Origin of the sequence: Serratia sp. AKBS12, from assembly GCF_024793895.1 — a bacterium.
Taxonomy (GTDB): domain Bacteria; phylum Pseudomonadota; class Gammaproteobacteria; order Enterobacterales; family Enterobacteriaceae; genus Serratia_F.
This window is the reverse complement of sequence record NZ_JANUSB010000013.1, coordinates 32859-46102: the sequence shown is the minus strand read 5'-3', so window position 1 is coordinate 46102 and position 13244 is coordinate 32859. Positions and strand designations below refer to the sequence as shown.

Below are 13244 nucleotides of genomic sequence, written 5' to 3'. Positions count from 1 at the left end.
TCCAATATCCTAGCATAGGTAGAATTCATACATTTTTTGACACAAAATCTAATATCTTCGATACTGTTTTACTATACTCATTAAAGGAAATCACATGCTAAAAGCAATCATTTTTACCGCTTTTTGTCTTATGCTAGCTGGATGCGTTGATCTTGGAGCTGTTGGCAGTAATCCATCTGTAAAGCAAGTTTATTTTAATGCCGATAGTCATGATACCTATGTATGTCTTGATGATGAGGCTACTCGCAACAATCTGACACTAGAAGAGGATACTCAATTATCTTCAGGTGAAAGAAAATTTTATCTTAAAGATCAATCAGAAACTCTTGCGTGGGTAGACATGAGCAGTACTAATAACAGCTCAACCGTGGATATATTTTACAACAAGGAAGATGTTGATTTAGTTAATAAAGTAGATAAGATAATTGAAAATTGTCATAATGCCCTTGATTAAGAAGCAACGAAACAGAATTACATAATTAAGAATGCCATTGTGGTAAGGTGTAACTTTATTATTACACCTTATCACTAGCACACTCTCGAGCAATTTCCTCATCAATATTATTTAACTTATTGTTTTCTAATAATAATTTAAATCTCCTTTTTACTTTAATTCCATACTTACTGCAATCCTTTGAGTCTGCTATCAAAACAGCGGCACTGTAAGCCATATAGCATCTATCCACCTCAATTACATTTTTTTTACACTCACTAAAAACTTTATACACACTTTCCGGTTCTTTAATGTAACGAAGAATTACCGGATTTTTACTATCCCGTGCTAGAATCCTTGGAAAATAAAAGCATGATTCTACAAAAAGAATAGCCAATAACACGATCACCACCATCCTAAAATTCATTCCGCTTTTCATTTTATGCACTCTTCGCCAAGTAACAAAATGCTATCTGCTATCTGCTATCTGCTGCTCACACTAATTTTTTCTCTGATTAAGTCTAACTGAAACTTTTACAATTTTTATATCAAATCCTGGTATTCAAATATTTCTGTTGCCTAGAATGTTAATCTACCCGCTCCCCTTGCAGCATTTGCCTCGCCACGTTCTACCAGCAATTCGTGCGCTCCATTCCACATGCCTCGGGGTTGACTTAACGAACATTTATTTTATTTTTCAATTAATTAACAAAAATCCCAAGAATGCTGCGTTCGCCAGAAACTGAAAATTTATGACATACTTTTCAATGTTTTCAGTTTGGGATTAACCACAAAGTCCAAGACATGACGTAGCCAGGCAGATTACTTGGTAGAAAAATAAAACCCAAATAATTTCCTGCTCCCAAACTTGCAGGCAGGGGCGTTGCAGTGCCGTTTTCGCATCTAATGAATTGATTTATTTTGGATTATTCTGCACTGGCGGCTCATTACCCTGGCGATCGATTTTGTTGGCGAAGATTTATAAATGCGGAACTGAAAAACGCAGGCTGATGCACAGGAGGCCAGATTGCAGGCATAAACAAGCCCGCATTCCTATGGTTTGCAGGCTTGTTTGTGTCTAACGCCTTTTATTACTCACTGCCTGACGTCTCCAGCAACGCCGGTGCGACTGCCGCTCCCAGCATGCCACCATGCCCCTGCTGTGGCCATGCGTGATAATCCACCCGTAACCCGTTGAGCGCCGCCAGCCGCTGCGCCAGCTGGTGTGTCCCCTCGGTCGCCGAGGCGTTTCCTACCGCGGGAGGCGCATCTCCGCTCGCCCTTTCCTGCTGGTGCCGGCGCCCCTCCCATAAGGCCAATTGCGCCCGTAGCCCCGGCTGCTGTTGCATAAAGGCCTGCGCCTCTTTGAGGATAAAACCATTCCCCCACCACAGCGACGGCTCCACGGCGATATAGCGCTGGAATGCCTGTGGTTGATTGAACAGCGTGTGCAACACAAAAACGCCGCCATACGAATGGCCCCACAGCGTCTGTCGTTGAGGATCGACCGCCACCTGCGCAGCTACCGCCGGTTTTATTTTCTGTTCAATCAATTGCAGGAACTCATCGGCGCCGCCGTTGGGCCAATGCGGCATCGGCACAGGCTTTTGCTGCGCTTGCTGCGGGGGTTTCGGCGTGTAATCGTACGCCCGGCTCGGTGCATCAATACGCAAGTCATTGTCGTAGCCCAGCATTACCAACAGCGGCGGATGCGTCCCAGCCGCCAGGCGGGATAACAGCTTGGTATTTAACTCCATTAATACCGCGTTACCATCCAGAAAATACACCACCGGATACCCTTGCGCCGGCGGTGCCTGATTCGGCTTGGCGATACGAATGCGATAGTGGCGCTTGCCGTCTGCCGAGTCCAGGCGCAGATCGCTAAAGCGGTAATCGTGCGAACCGGTATCCGCCACGGTCACGCCAATCTTGCGCTGCAGATCGGGCTTGGCCATGACCATCACCGGTAATAACGTCCCTAACAGCAAGGTGCTGACCAACAACTTAAAACGACAACAAAACAACGACATAAAATTTCCCGATCGGTACGATTCATTCGGGGGAACCCCGACAAAAATGCTAATGAGACGTAATATCAGTTAGCCATGACCTCGTCAATGCGAAAAAATCCTTGCAAAATTCAGGTTATTTTCGCAGCACCTCCAGCATATCCTTTTCAAAATTGCCGCTTGAGCGACATTCGGCCGGTTTAACCTTGTCGTTACCGTCAGCAGCGGTTAGCCGTGCCGTTCCGCTGGCCTGTGCGCTGACTCGGCTGCCTTCCCCGGCGCTGTACGTCTGTACCACCAGCCGATATTGCCGTTGCAGCGGTTGCGATTGTCCTAATACCGAGCAATCGAGATAGCTATCCGCCAGCGCCGGGGTGTCGCCAATCGTGGCAATGATGCCGCTCTGTTCATTGCTGACCATCGGCGTGATCCCTTTACTGGCAAACCATGCTTCCGCCTTGCTGAACAGTTCGTCCGGCCGCCGGTTGCCAACCAGCGTTGCCGCATCAACTGGCGCCACCGCCGGGGAAGTACTCTCACCAGGCTGCGGCACGTTACCGCTTTTGGTCGGGCCATACACGCAAACGCAGCCGTTTAGCCCCAACGCGGCAAGCAGTATGATTTTTTTCATTCGTTCACCGGTAATAAAGCGAGGCGCAGGCCGTTAATGACAGCACCAGGCACAATAATAAAAAATGACGCATCCTTGCTCCTTAGCGATAATACGCGGCGACACAGCCAGATAATGACAAGCACCCCGCCAGCAATAGATAAATATAAAGTCGCATCTCGTTCTCCCATCATGTATTGATACGTAATCCGTTAACGCCCGAATAAGGTAACGTGCCAGCGGAATAACAAACCAGCCCTAGCCGACCTGCCAGCACTGGCACAACTTAATCGGAACGCTCCCCTGCCGGCAGGATTGAGAACCAGGATGCCAACGCGTATTCTCTGGCTGCTGCCGCAGCAAGTGGCACGGTAAATAAGGAGTCTCTATGTCGCAAAATATCTATGATAATCAGCGCTTCTTTGACGGCTACGCCCAACTTGATCGTTCGGTCAATGGCCTCGACGGCGCACCGGAATGGCCAACCATTCGCAGTATTCTGCCGAGCCTGCGCGGCAAGCAGGTGGTCGATCTTGGCTGCGGCTATGGCTGGTTCTGCCGTAGCGCACGCGCGCAGGGCGCCGCCAGCGTGCTGGGGATCGATCTGTCGCAGAAAATGCTGAATAAAGCGCGGGAAATGACCAACGACACGGCGATTGTCTATCGCCAACAGGATTTGGAGGCGCTGCAACTGCCGGTAAAACGTTTTGATCTGGCCTACAGTTCGCTAACGCTGCATTACATCGTCAACCTGCAAAAACTGTTCGCCGCGGTATTTCAGTCGCTGGTGCCGGGCGGGCAGTTTATTTTCACTGCCGAGCACCCGATTTATAGCGCCCCCAGGCAACAGGGCTGGCTGGTCGCCGAAGATGGGCAACGATCATGGCCGGTCAATAGCTATCAGCAGGAAGGCGAGCGTATCTCCAACTGGCTGGCGGAAGGGGTAATCAAGCAGCATCGCATGTTGGGCAGCTACGTCAATATGCTGATACAGCAAGGATTTACTATTACTTACCTGAATGAATGGGGGCCTTCAGCACGGCAAATCCTCGACAACCCGGCGCTGGATGAAGAAAAGGAACGCCCGATGATATTTATTCTAGCCGTGCAGAAACCTGCTCAGTAATAGTAATCCCGCCATACGCTAAATACCGTTAACACATCCATTATTGGGGAGGCTGACTGCCCCAATGCTCGCCGTCTTGGCAAATTTATGCGCGAATATCCTGATAAGCTGGTGTGGTGTCGAACTCATGTTTGGCAAATGGGCACAGCGGAATAATCTTGCGACCTTCCTGGCGCATTTTTTTCACCACCCGCGCCACCAGCTCTTTCCCCACCCCCTGCCCTTTTAGCGTTTCGTCCACCCAGGTATGATCGATAATGGTTAATCTGTCGCCGCTGGGCACAAAAGAAATCTCGGCAATGGTGTTACCCTGCTGGTCATTAATAAAGAAACGAGTGTCTTCTTGCAATATTTCCAAGTCCATATTTTCATCTCGCAGTTTAAAAGATCCTGTCGGCTGGGCGCGTTTGCCCAATGTTTAATTCGTTAAAGTATAGCCAACAAATTCGCGGCTTCGTCGGCGGCGTAAAAACGTGCGCAATCCCCTGCTATCCCTAGAAAAACCGGCTAACTGGTCTACGCTTTAATCAGCAGTACAACACTAATTTTCAGCAGTGGCTAAGGAGTTCAACATGGGTGATAGCTCAAAAGACGGCGTTATTCTGCTCTCCAGAATACTGCTGATGATCCTGTTCATTATTTTCGGCTGGATGAAACTGACCAATTTTGGCGGCACGGTAACGGCAATGGAAGGCTACGGCGCGCCAATGCCGTATTTTGCCGCGATTATTGCCGTGGTGGTCGAATTTATTTTCGGCATCGCGTTGATCGTCGGCATTTTTACGCGACCTATCGCGATTATTTTTGCCCTGTATGTTTTGGGTACGGCGTTTATCGGCCACCCGTTCTGGAATATGACCGGCGCAGAAATGATGGGCAATGAAATAAACTTCTTTAAAAATATCAGCATCATTGGCGGCCTGCTGCTACTGTCGGTTACCGGTGCCGGGCGTTATTCCCTGGATCATAAACTGTTTGATAAATAATTAGCCACGGCCAATAGCCGACCAGGCTATTGGCCGATTTAATCCACCTCAACGACGACATGTATTGACCATGAAGATAGATAAACTGGACCACCTGGTGTTAACCGTGGCGGACATTGAACGTAGTTGCCGCTTTTACCAACAGGTATTGGGATTCGATATCATCACTTTCGCCGACGAACGCAAGGCGCTGGCCTTTGGTCAGCAAAAGATCAATCTGCATCAGGTCGGTACCGAGTTCGACCCAAAGGCCTATCGTCCAACGCCCGGCTCGGCAGATCTGTGCTTTATTGCCGCCACCCCGCTGGCGCTGGTAATGGAGGAGCTGGACGATCTGGGGGTGATTATCGAAGAAGGCCCGATAGAACGTACCGGCGCCAACGGGCCGATCGTCTCGATCTACCTGCGCGATCCGGACAACAACCTGCTTGAAATAGCCAATCTGCTACCGGCCTGAAGCCGGTCGCCAGCTTAGCGGCTGCGCTTGGCGTGGCGCTCAAAGTTGTCCGCTTTGGCCTGCGCCGATTTACGCAGCGTCACGTAACAGGCTCCATCGCCGCCGTCGCGCGGCAGCGCGCGACAAAACGCCTGCACCGGTTCCAGCTGCGCCAGCCATTTGGCCAGGTAACTGCGCACAATGTTGGCGTGACTTTCATCTTCGCGACCACGGCCATGTACCACCAGCAGCGAACGCAGATTTTCCTGCTGCGCCAGTACAATAAAGCGGAACAGCTCCTGACGGCAGCTTTCCACCGGGCGTTTCAGCAGGTTCAGGCTGGCCTGTGGCGCATAACGGCCATGGCGCAGCTTCTCCAGCACCCCTTGCTGAATACCCTCTCCCCGGTATTCGAGCGGCACATCGCAGGGAATAATGTCCAGCACATCGCTACTGAGCGGATTTTCCAGTTGCAGCGCCAGCGCAGCGCGGTGCGCACGCTGGTCCTGCCGATGGTCGGCCTTTAGATACAGCGTCTGTTGCCGCCCGGATAAAGGGGTAACGTCGGCCATTGCCTGCTCAAAAAAATCTTTTTCTTCGATGTTCATCTCGCTGCCACTCACCTGGAAGTTAATACCGAAAATAACCGAAGTTGCTGTATCGCGGGGGATGAGCTTGATTGTAAGACGCCATGGCGAGGTTGCAAGCCACGATTTATCGCTGGGGATTGTCTGCTTTTGTCACCAGCGGGTGAGCTTGCGCGTAGTTTTCGTTATACTGCCAGCCAATATTGAGTGCCGCAAAGGATCGAGCCCATGACAATGCGCGAACTGGAAATCCAGTTTCAGAATGCAATGAATGAGTTGCAGGCCAGCTTCGAAAAGCAGCACCGCGAATGGCAACAACGCTATCACGCACTGCAACAACAATTGCTGGAAGCTCAACAACGCGAAGCTGCCCTTCATGCACAGAATGAACAGCTGGCGCGGAAACTGAGCACCGCCAGCTCGGTGCCGGAACAGCATGCGCTGGTGAAGCAAATCAAAATGCTCGGCGCCCATCTGGACGCGCTGGCCAAGGACGCAGCCACCTTCAACCACCGTGTACATAATCAGCCACCGCGGGCAGCAGACAATTTCAGCGGCGAACAACACTGACATCACCGGCGCCGTCAGCGGCGCCCCTGGCCAGTTGCTGGCAACTAACGAGTACAAGACACCCCAATGACGTGGATTATTATCGCCGCCCTGATCGTGGTCTTTATTGTCGGTTACCGCCTGCTGACCTCCGATACCCGCAAGGCCATTGATTCTCTGGCTAACTGGCTGAAGGTCAAGCCGATACTGGTTGAATCGATGGTGCAGGAAATGGGCGGGCACAACGGCCAGCGGTTCATCCGGATGCTGAACAACGGCTACACCGAAGAAATGCACCGCGCGGCCTACCTGCTGTTTATTTATGTCACCTTTATCAAACAGGCGGACGATGCGCAGATAGGCCAGTGGCGCGAAACCCTGATCCGCGCGGGTCTGTCGCCGCAGTTGCACGCCGAACACACCGAGTCGGCGCTATTTTACTTTGCTGAACTGGATTTGGATGCGTTTGAACTGGCGCAGTTTCGCCGCGCCTATAACGAACGCTTCAATCTGGATGCCATCGTCAACGGGTGAGCCATGGGCGCAGCGAACTGCGCTCCCTGGTTACAGGAACATACTGTAAAGATAGCGGGACAGCGCTTCGCGCGAGCTAAAGCCGTGCGGAATGCCGTAACGCAGGTTTGGCGTGTCGCCGGTGAGATCCAATGGGAATTCAGTATATTGTTCGCTGGTACGCACTGGCGACGTCGGGGTCGCAAAGTGCACGCTGCGCTCTTTCAACGCAGGGTGGATCACCAACGCAGTTCTGCCCATGCGCGCTTCGCGATTAACATACACATAGTGATCGCCCTTGCGGTAACCGTAGGCTTGATCGGTGACATAATCACGTTCGAAACCGGTACTCTCCAACACTCTAGCCACTTCATCCGGCCGTAAATACATCGACTCCTCCTCTCATTGCGAACCGCAGTGCGACCTTACCGGAATCATTGGCTGAAACAATAAATTTCTCAGAGTGCCCCCGGGTTTCGGAATAATCCTTAATCATGTGCTTGAGCCAAGGCTGGCGTGGCTGTTTCACCCACCGCAGGCCGCTAACGATATACGGTCATCCCGCCGATGGGAGCGAGGATTGCGCAGGCAACGCTTTGTTGGCAACGACAGCGCTGGCTACCCGCCAGCGGGAATCCCCCTCGCCCTCAAGCGGTGGCAAACCAGGCCCGCAGGAAATCGATAAATGCCCGCACCTTCTCCGGCACGTGGCGCGTATTGGGGTAAAGCGCATAAATACTTTGCGTCGGGAAGCGGTGATCCGGCAACAGCTGGCGTAATTGCCCGTGCTGCAGTGCCGGACGTACCAGCCAGTCCGGCAGCAGGGCAACGCCGGCGCCGTGCAAGGCAAATGCCAGCAGCGCCGTCGCACTGTCGGCTGTCAGCGTGGCAGGGGTTTCAACGTCGAACAACACCGGCTGCCGTTGCGGCGTTTCCACCTGCCAACTGAGCGGAGACGATAATCGGCTGTGGACAATCCACTGCGCCTGCGCCAGTTGCGCCAGCGAAACGATCTGCCGTCGCGCCAGATAGGCCGGCGACGCTACCGGCAAAATGGCGAAATCACCAAGACGCGCCGCACGATGGTTTGAATCTGCCATGCGCCCCAGACGAATCGCCACGTCAAAGCGCTCGGCAATCAAATCCGCATGGTGAGAAGAAGAAACATGCTGGATGCGTAACCGTGGATGCAGTTGGGCAAAAGCCGCCAGTGCCGGCACCACCGCGTGCGCGCCATACTCCGGCGTACTGGTAATGCGCAGGGTGCCGCTCAGGCCATGGTGGTCGCGCCGCACGTCATCCAAGACGTTTTCTGCCTCTTGCAGCAGGCGCAGGCTGCGCTGATAAAACCGTTCGCCGGCATCGGTCAACGACAGTTTCCGCGTGCTGCGCGCCAGCAGCGATACGCCAAGCTCGCTTTCCAACTGTTTGATATTAAAGCTGACCACCGCTTTGCTTTGCCCTAGCGTGTTTGCCGCCGCGGTGAAATTACCGGCCTCGACCACGGCAACAAAAATAGCCAACCGCTGTAAATTGAGCATGGAATCCTCGATAACTGTCAAAATTTTTTTGACAGTGTAACCGCCTGACGCCGATTTATCCGCTGCTTTCCCCCCGCTACACTGCACGCCTTCAACCGGAGGCCCTATGCCGTATCGTACCCGTGTCGCACTCGTCTATCTGCTTGGTTTTTTTGTCGATCTGATCAATATGTTCATTGCCAATATCGCCTACCCGGCGATTGGCCGCGCGTTGCACGCCAGCGTCAACCAACTTGCCTGGGTCAGCACCGGCTATATTCTCGGCCTGACGCTGGTCATTCCCCTCAGCGCCTGGCTGGCACAGCGCATCGGCACACGACGGGTGTTCCTGCTGTCGTTGATCGTATTTATCCTCGCCACGGTCGCCGCCGGTTTTGCCGACGCTATTGGCACGCTGATTGGCTGGCGAGTGTTGCAGGGCATCGGTGGCGGCCTGCTGATCCCGATCGGTCAGACGCTGGCCTATCAGTTGTATCGCAGTCATGAACGCGCCCGGCTGTCCGCCGCCATCATGCTGGTGGGTCTGCTGGCGCCAGCGCTGTCCCCATTGCTGGGGGGGCTCATCGTCGATCGCCTGGATTGGCGCTGGGTATTCTTCGCCAATCTGCCGCTGGCGCTACTGGCGTTACTGCTGTCAGCCCTGTGGCTACGCCGTGATGTACCATCGCCGCAGCGTTCGCCGTTGGATACATGGGGTTTACTCAGCGCCTGCGCCACGCTCGGTTTATTGCTGCTTGGCCTGAGCCGGTTGGGCGAACCGCAGACGCAACGCTCGGCGGCGCTGCTGCTGGTCGGCGCCGGCGTGGCGTTGGCTATCTATCTGCGCCATAGTTTGCGCCATTCGCAACCACTGCTCGATCTGCGCCTGATGCAAAACCCGCTGCTGCGTATTTCGATGCTGGTTTATCAGACCATTCCCGGACTGTTTCTCGGCGTCAATCTGCTCGCCATGTTGTACCTGCAAAATCAGTTGGCGATGTCGGCCGCCGCGGTGGGCGCGCTGATGATCCCCTGGTCACTGGCCTCTTTGCTGGCGATTACGCTGACCGGGAAAAGCTTCAACCACCTTGGACCACGCCCGCTGTTTATCCTCGGTTGCGTCATGCAGGGGCTGGGGATCCTGACGCTGGCGCACATCAGCGCCGCCGACCAGCTCGCATGGCAACTGGCCGCCTTTGCGATGATGGGATTTGGCGGCAGTTTATGCAGCAGTACCGCGCAGAGCAGCGCCTTCCTGACCCTTGACGACGCGCATCTGGCCGACGCCAGCGCACTATGGAATATCAATCGCCAGCTCAGTTTCTGCTTTGGCGTGGCGCTGCTGAGCCTGGCGCTCAACCTGCTGCAACGCTATGCGCCCGGCGTTAACGCTTATCAAACCAGTTTTTATCTGGCCGCCGCAGCAACGCTGATCCCGTTGCTGGCGTGCCTGCGCATCGCCAATCGGGCGGTGGTGCGCCATATCCATCTGCAACAGGAGGTATCATGAACCGTTATTTTAACGAAGTGCTGGACGCCCACGTGGCGATCGAAAACTGGCTGGGGCAAGGCGAAGGCCAGCTCGACGCGCTGCTGGCGCGATTTGATGCCGAATTTACCCTGATTGCGCTCAACGGCAGCAAGCTGGATTTTCCAGCGCTGCGTGGTTTTTTCCAGGCACATCGCGCGGCCAAGCGGGGCTTGCGCATCGCCATTGAAGACATGACGCTGCTGGCACAATGGCCTGACGGCGCGGTGGTAAACTACCGGGAACGGCAAACGCTGCCTGGCCAGGCGTCTACGCTGCGTTATTCTACCGTGCTATTTACCCGGCTTGACGCGCAGATTCGCTGGCGACATCTGCACGAAACACCGCTGGTGGGATAATTATAGAAAATTCTCGGCAAACAGCGGCCAGGCGACGATCGCGCCGCACAGCGCCACCGCGCTAAACACCAGCTCGAACAGATAGCGGTTTATCATCAAGAGGCTCCAATAAAAAACACCCGGAGGGGGCCGGGTGTTGGCATCGGGCTATGTCAGACGACGCCCTGACGGCGTCGTTGGGACCGAGAGATTAAGCCGCAGGTGCTGCGGCTTTCTTGGTGGCTTTCTTATGCTGCTTTTTGGCTGCCTGTGCTTTTTGAGCAGGTGCTTTTTTGCTGTGTTTCTTGGCTTTGGCGGCCTGAGCTTTTTGCTCTGCGGCTTTCTTGCTGGACTTCTTGTGGGTGGTTTTCGCCGGCGTCTTGCTCACGGCAGCTGCGCTGGTGGTGGTCGCAGCCGGTGTGCTAGCTGGCGCCGCGGTGGTTTCGGCAGCGAAAGCCATAGAAGACAGACCCATAGTGGCGGCAACAACCAGTGCTAATACTTTTTTCATCTTTGTTTCCTCAGAGTGTTTTCGGCAAGCCCCGGTGGGGCCGTTGCAGCAGATACTAGTGCAAGCTATGTTGCCGTTCAGTGAGTGATTGGTTTCGCCGAGTAACCAAATGTACAACTCCACGGGGGCGCGCCAGGCCTCAAAATAAAATTCGGTATTTTGTGCGATTGCCGACACTTTTTAAGAAATGGTCTACACTTATAGGACATGTGTCCAAACGGAGAGTCGAATGTTTAAGAAAACAGAAAAAGTTGAACGAGACATCGATCAGGACGTTACCCTGTTGGCCGATACGCTGGACGAAGTATTAAAAGCTTCAGGCGACAAGACCAAAGAGGAACTGAGTGAGCTGCACAATAAAGCCAAAGGCGTATTACGCGACGCCCGCGCGCGTTTCAATGGCTCCAGCAGTTTGACACAGCACGCACGCGATGCGGTCGGCCACGCTGACGATTATGTGCATGACAAACCTTGGCAGGGCGTAGGTATCGGAGCTGCTGTTGGCATCGTACTCGGCGTACTGCTAGCCCGGCGTTAACACCCCTTGCAGTCATCATAAAGATAAGACAAATGTGCGTCTGGCCCGCGGGAAACCGCGGGCCGTTTAATTGAGGCTGGCCAACGCCGCCGCCAACCGAGCCACCGCCTGTTCTGCCTCCCACTGCTGGGTAAAATTGGTAAAACCCAACAAGATGCCCTGTTGCTGCCAGGCCGTCAGTTGCCAGTCGGACAGCGCCTGCACCGCCAACCCACCGCGCCATGCCGCCGCTGCCAGCGCGCTGTCGCTGCCGGTTGTCAATCGCGCCAGCAATTGAATTCCCCCCGCCTGCGCCGCCACGCGCAAAACGCTGCCTAACTGCTGCTGCAACGCGTCGGCCAACCATTGCCGGCGTTGACGGTATAGCGGCCGCATGCGCTTGAGATGCCGGTAAAAATGCCCCTGGCTGATAAATGCCGCCACGCTGGCCTGTATCAGCGGAGGACTGCCACACAAACGCTGGCGGGCAACCTGCTCAAACGCCGCCACCTGTGCTGCCGGCACCACCAGATAAGACAGTCGCAACGACGGGAACAGCGTTTTGCTAAACGAACCGGCGTACAGCACCCGCTGCTGGCCATCAAGGCTCTTTAACGGCGGCAGCGGGCGGCCGACATAGCGAAACTCGCTGTCATAGTCATCCTCGACAATCCACGCCTGCCGTTGCTGCGCCCACTCAAGCAGCGCCATACGCCGTGCCAGACTGAGCGACACGCCTAACGGGCTTTGGTGGGTCGGCGTCAATACCGCCATGCGGGCGTCTGGCCGCCGGGCCATACCGACGTCAATATTCATGCCCTGCGGGTCAACCGGTACGGATATCGTCTGCATGCCGGCGGCGTGCAGCAGCGGTCGCGTAATCGGGTAACCGGGATCTTCCAGCCACACCGCATCGCCCGGCTGCAACAGCGTATTGACGATCAGATCCAGTTGAGCCTGATAGCCGCTGCAAATAAAGATCTGAGCCGGACTACAATGAATGCCGCGCGACAGCGCCAGATAGTGGCTAATTGCCTCACGCAAGGCGCTCAAACCGCTGGCCGGCGGATGCGCCAACGACAGCGCCGTGGTGGCACGTAGCTGCTGCGCAACGATCCGTTGCCATACCGCGCGTGGAAAAGCATCCAGCGCCGGCAATCCCAGTTGGAACGGTGCCAGCGATGTGCCATCCGGGCTGAACGGCGACGCAGGCGGTTTTGCCGCCGGCATCGACTTTGCCTCCGCCAGCGTCGATTGCCGCGCTACCGGCGGTAATTGCGCCGAGACATAGGTCCCCGCCTGGCCGCGACTTTGTAAAAAGCCTTCGGCAACCAGCTGCGCATAAGCACTTTCCACCGTCGCGCGCGCTACCCCCAGATCGCTCGCCAAACCACGCACCGACGGCAAACGACTGCCTGCCGGCAGCGCACCCTGGCCGATTGCCTGTTTGATACGCAGGTAAATCTGCCGATACAGCGGTTCAGCCAGTTGGCTATCCAGCCGCAGGGAAGCAAAAAATTGTCGCATTATGGCCTGGTTAAATAATCATTTTATGGCTCTATAGCATAGTCCATATCGTAG

Annotated in this window: 18 protein-coding genes; 9 read left to right on the top strand and 9 right to left on the bottom strand. The window is 54.5% G+C overall.

Annotated features, from left to right (window positions below; translation table 11 throughout):
• Positions 1 to 94: 94 nt before the first annotated feature.
• Positions 95 to 454 carry a hypothetical protein gene (locus tag NYE85_RS09740; RefSeq protein WP_259004528.1) on the top strand — a complete coding sequence of 120 codons (360 nt, stop codon included), beginning with the start codon at positions 95 to 97 and terminating at the stop codon, positions 452 to 454.
• Positions 455 to 515: 61 nt separating this feature from the next.
• On the opposite strand, the gene NYE85_RS09735 is transcribed toward NYE85_RS09740, so the two are convergent.
• The 3 genes from NYE85_RS09735 to NYE85_RS09725 form a co-directional block, all read right to left on the bottom strand.
• The gene (locus tag NYE85_RS09735; RefSeq protein WP_259004526.1) at positions 516 to 872 is read right to left on the bottom strand and encodes a hypothetical protein; all 357 of its coding nucleotides are present in this window, start codon (positions 870 to 872) and stop codon (positions 516 to 518) included.
• Between the two features lie 652 nt (positions 873 to 1524).
• A complete protein-coding gene (locus NYE85_RS09730) occupies positions 1525 to 2463 on the bottom strand; it encodes an alpha/beta hydrolase (protein WP_259004524.1) in 939 nt (312 codons plus the stop codon).
• A 115-nt stretch (positions 2464 to 2578) separates the two neighbouring features.
• The gene (locus NYE85_RS09725) at positions 2579 to 3073 is read right to left on the bottom strand and encodes a hypothetical protein (protein WP_259004522.1); all 495 of its coding nucleotides are present in this window, start codon (positions 3071 to 3073) and stop codon (positions 2579 to 2581) included.
• Between the two features lie 367 nt (positions 3074 to 3440).
• Between NYE85_RS09725 and NYE85_RS09720 the strand changes: the two genes are divergently transcribed.
• Positions 3441 to 4178, top strand: coding sequence for a bifunctional 2-polyprenyl-6-hydroxyphenol methylase/3-demethylubiquinol 3-O-methyltransferase UbiG (locus NYE85_RS09720; RefSeq protein WP_259004521.1), 738 nt, complete (start codon positions 3441 to 3443; stop codon positions 4176 to 4178).
• Positions 4179 to 4263: 85 nt separating this feature from the next.
• Here the strand turns inward: NYE85_RS09720 and NYE85_RS09715 are convergent, their stop codons facing one another.
• A complete protein-coding gene (locus NYE85_RS09715; protein WP_309600863.1) occupies positions 4264 to 4542 on the bottom strand; it encodes a GNAT family N-acetyltransferase in 279 nt (92 codons plus the stop codon).
• Positions 4543 to 4750: 208 nt separating this feature from the next.
• On the opposite strand from NYE85_RS09715, the gene NYE85_RS09710 reads away from it, so the two are divergent.
• Positions 4751 to 5164, top strand: a complete 414-nt coding sequence (locus NYE85_RS09710) for a DoxX family protein (RefSeq protein WP_259004520.1) — start codon at positions 4751 to 4753, stop codon at positions 5162 to 5164.
• Positions 5165 to 5234: 70 nt separating this feature from the next.
• On the top strand, positions 5235 to 5621 hold the full coding sequence (locus NYE85_RS09705; RefSeq protein WP_259004518.1) for a VOC family protein: 387 nt from the start codon (positions 5235 to 5237) through the stop codon (positions 5619 to 5621).
• A 14-nt stretch (positions 5622 to 5635) separates the two neighbouring features.
• Here NYE85_RS09705 and smrA read toward each other — a convergent pair whose 3' ends face one another.
• Positions 5636 to 6208, bottom strand: a complete 573-nt coding sequence (gene smrA, locus NYE85_RS09700; protein ID WP_259004517.1) for a DNA endonuclease SmrA — start codon at positions 6206 to 6208, stop codon at positions 5636 to 5638.
• Positions 6209 to 6415: 207 nt separating this feature from the next.
• Here smrA and NYE85_RS09695 point away from each other — a divergent pair, with 207 nt between their 5' ends.
• The gene (locus NYE85_RS09695; protein WP_259004516.1) at positions 6416 to 6757 is read left to right on the top strand and encodes an MbeD family mobilization/exclusion protein; all 342 of its coding nucleotides are present in this window, start codon (positions 6416 to 6418) and stop codon (positions 6755 to 6757) included.
• A gap of 66 nt (positions 6758 to 6823) precedes the next feature.
• A complete protein-coding gene (locus tag NYE85_RS09690; protein ID WP_259004515.1) occupies positions 6824 to 7270 on the top strand; it encodes a DUF1198 domain-containing protein in 447 nt (148 codons plus the stop codon).
• A 30-nt stretch (positions 7271 to 7300) separates the two neighbouring features.
• On the opposite strand, the gene NYE85_RS09685 is transcribed toward NYE85_RS09690, so the two are convergent.
• Both NYE85_RS09685 and NYE85_RS09680 read right to left on the bottom strand, forming a co-directional pair.
• Positions 7301 to 7639: a DUF2002 family protein gene (locus NYE85_RS09685; protein WP_004959435.1), complete on the bottom strand. Its 339-nt coding sequence runs from the start codon at positions 7637 to 7639 to the stop codon at positions 7301 to 7303.
• Between the two features lie 257 nt (positions 7640 to 7896).
• Positions 7897 to 8790 (bottom strand): LysR family transcriptional regulator, encoded by an 894-nt coding sequence (locus NYE85_RS09680; RefSeq protein ID WP_259004514.1) that lies wholly within the window; start codon positions 8788 to 8790, stop codon positions 7897 to 7899.
• A gap of 106 nt (positions 8791 to 8896) precedes the next feature.
• Here NYE85_RS09680 and NYE85_RS09675 point away from each other — a divergent pair, with 106 nt between their 5' ends.
• Together NYE85_RS09675 and NYE85_RS09670 are read left to right on the top strand one after the other, a co-directional pair.
• Entirely contained in the window at positions 8897 to 10279 is a 1383-nt protein-coding gene (locus NYE85_RS09675) for a DHA2 family efflux MFS transporter permease subunit (protein ID WP_259004513.1), read from the top strand.
• On the top strand, positions 10276 to 10656 hold the full coding sequence (locus tag NYE85_RS09670; protein ID WP_259004512.1) for a DUF4440 domain-containing protein: 381 nt from the start codon (positions 10276 to 10278) through the stop codon (positions 10654 to 10656). Before NYE85_RS09675 ends, NYE85_RS09670 begins: the two co-directional genes overlap by 4 nt.
• Positions 10657 to 10846: 190 nt before the next feature.
• On the opposite strand, the gene asr is transcribed toward NYE85_RS09670, so the two are convergent.
• A complete protein-coding gene (asr, locus tag NYE85_RS09665; protein ID WP_259004511.1) occupies positions 10847 to 11146 on the bottom strand; it encodes an acid resistance repetitive basic protein Asr in 300 nt (99 codons plus the stop codon).
• A gap of 229 nt (positions 11147 to 11375) precedes the next feature.
• Here asr and NYE85_RS09660 point away from each other — a divergent pair, with 229 nt between their 5' ends.
• Positions 11376 to 11684 (top strand): YqjD family protein, encoded by a 309-nt coding sequence (locus NYE85_RS09660; RefSeq protein WP_259004510.1) that lies wholly within the window; start codon positions 11376 to 11378, stop codon positions 11682 to 11684.
• Positions 11685 to 11750: 66 nt separating this feature from the next.
• Here NYE85_RS09660 and NYE85_RS09655 read toward each other — a convergent pair whose 3' ends face one another.
• The gene (locus NYE85_RS09655; RefSeq protein ID WP_405050659.1) at positions 11751 to 13193 is read right to left on the bottom strand and encodes a PLP-dependent aminotransferase family protein; all 1443 of its coding nucleotides are present in this window, start codon (positions 13191 to 13193) and stop codon (positions 11751 to 11753) included.
• Positions 13194 to 13244: the final 51 nt, after the last annotated feature.